This window comes from Gilliamella sp. Fer4-1, assembly GCF_001690515.1.
Classification (GTDB): domain Bacteria; phylum Pseudomonadota; class Gammaproteobacteria; order Enterobacterales; family Orbaceae; genus Gilliamella; species Gilliamella apicola_C.
On record NZ_LZGZ01000193.1, the window covers coordinates 1 to 859 of the forward strand.

Consider the following 859-nt stretch of genomic DNA (forward strand, 5'->3'; position numbering starts at 1 on the left):
ACCATGGGTATTATGCTTATAATAACTTTTACTGCCATCTTGGTGGATTATCGTGACACTGTTTTCTTCATCATTCCATTGATACTGACTATCCAGTTGAGGAAAGTTCGCCCACTGCCGTAAACAGCGTGCCTGCTTACCTTCATTTTGCCATGCCCAATAAAAGGTTGCCCCACCCGCCATGACCCGTGATTGAATAACATGCTTATCATCATAAGTATAGTGCTCGGTCTCATTCGCGGCATTCGTCACCGCAACAAGTTGGTGAAGCGTGTTATAAGTATACTTTGCTAGCACCGAAACACGCTGCCACTCTTGTGCGACTCGGGTGTGTAATTCAACTTGTTGGATTAAATTTATAATTGTTGAGTTACTTATGCGATTAGACCATTCAACCGCACTGGTTCGGTAAAGTCGTTGCCAAATAAAAAACTGCAAATACACAAATTTATTTACAGGGTCACCTTTACGATAAAATATCTATTCCATCATCTAAAATCTTAACGTTAACCTGTTTTAAGTTTCTATTATTAGCTAAAAACCAAATATCATCTCCATCAAATGATACTGCATTGCAATCAAAAAGACTTGCATCAAATAAAATAAGGACATTCAATGCACAAGATAATTCTTGTGCGATATAATACCCATTAATAATATTATTTAAATTAGTTGGCCAATAAATAGATATTTCAGTTTTAAAACCCTGAGTGAATTCTATATACGATACATGTAACACATTATTTTTGTTAGGAAAATTTAGTGAATCTATTTTTAATCCAGTTATAAGCTCTAACTTAGAAATAATTTCTTGCTCTGATTTTTGATCACGTAAATAAAGATTAATAAAAGGTGAATA

Annotated in this window: 1 protein-coding gene and 1 pseudogene; both read right to left on the bottom strand. The window is 34.6% G+C overall.

Annotated elements, in window-relative coordinates; translation table 11 throughout:
- A pseudogene (locus A9G30_RS06600) lies at nucleotides 1-438 on the bottom strand (RHS repeat protein); the annotation flags it as partial.
- 28 nt (nucleotides 439-466) lie between these two features.
- On the bottom strand, nucleotides 467-859 hold a 393-nt coding region (locus tag A9G30_RS12955), incomplete at its 5' end, for a hypothetical protein (RefSeq protein ID WP_176700867.1).